Consider the following 1,207-nt stretch of genomic DNA (forward strand, 5'->3'; position numbering starts at 1 on the left):
CACCGCCCGAGCCGGCCGAATCAACCGAAACGGAGGTCGCCTGAAACACCCCGATCCACAGGTATTGACAATTCCTCGCGGCGATGCCGACGACTGGTACTACAACAACGGCATGCATGTGCCAGGGAACGACCGGTCCAACACGTGGTCTGTCGCTCAAGCCAATCGCGATTTCATCACACAGCAGTCGAATCGAGGGCAGATCGTCGGAACCGCGCCACTGCCATCGGCCAACTCGCTAGATCCACTGGCTCCATCTAAAGCCGGTTTGGTTCCAGGCGACCTCATCTACTACCGCGATGCGAACGGAAACATCAACCACACAGCCGTGTACGTGGGACAGAGCATGCAGAACGGCGTTCTCACGGACGTTGTAGACCAGCATGCCAACGGCGACAACAATTTCCGCAACGACTGGATGCCGGATGGAACCGACTTTATTGGTGGCTCCGCAAGCGCGGAGTTCGTGCACTTGACCTATCCGGGGGAATGATAGGAATGCCTGCATTAACGGTACGCCGAACCGCGTTGATCGGCGTTCTCACAGTTGTGGTGGTCGCCGCGATCGCCGCGGTGATTGCGTTCTACCTGTCGGCGAGTGATGACTCCGCGAACGCGATGAAGGACTACACACCTCAGCGTCAGCAAGCGGCAGCCGAATCAATCGTCGCCGGTCTCAACACACACGACCCGAAGAACGTGCCGCTACTACGCAACACCAGCGCCGTTCCGGATGCCGACGCCGACAATGCACAAATCAACGCCGACATCATTGCCGCGATGCCACCCCCGGGATGCCGTTACATGTTGGCCTCGGTTACCGATCGCGGCGACCAGGGCGTGCAGAAGCTGCCGTGGTTCAGCCCGCACGAGACACGACGGTTCGACATGACCGTCCATCAGATCTGCCCCGGACAAACTGAGGTCGAGCGCACGATCGGCGTACTCGCCATTCCCTCCGGGATGGGTGGCTACTGGGCCGAAGCATCACTCGTCGTGAATCCCTAGCCCCAGCGTTCTGCCGCCCGCCGGACGGCGAGCGGCAGAACAGGAGCAGGTCTAAGGGGTCACCAGCACGGGATCGGGTGGAACAGATTCCACAGCGGGCCGCCGCAGCGCATGTGGAAATCGGGCTCTTCACAGATGAGGGTGTAGAGGTGGTTGGCGCGTCGTTGCCGGGATAGAGGTCGAGGTCTCTCGAAAATCT

At 60.4% G+C, this 1,207-nt stretch carries 2 protein-coding genes; both read left to right on the plus strand.

Features of this window, described 5'->3' with window-relative positions:
* Positions 1-493: amidase domain-containing protein (locus AWB94_RS35060; protein WP_234811652.1), on the plus strand; the 493-nt coding region annotated here is incomplete at its 5' end.
* A gap of 59 nt (positions 494-552) precedes the next feature.
* Entirely contained in the window at positions 553-1,008 is a 456-nt protein-coding gene (locus AWB94_RS07425) for a hypothetical protein (RefSeq protein WP_165766688.1), read from the plus strand.
* Positions 1,009-1,207: the final 199 nt, after the last annotated feature.

The sequence above is a fragment of the Mycolicibacterium canariasense genome (assembly GCF_002101555.1).
Lineage (GTDB): Bacteria > Actinomycetota > Actinomycetes > Mycobacteriales > Mycobacteriaceae > Mycobacterium > Mycobacterium canariasense.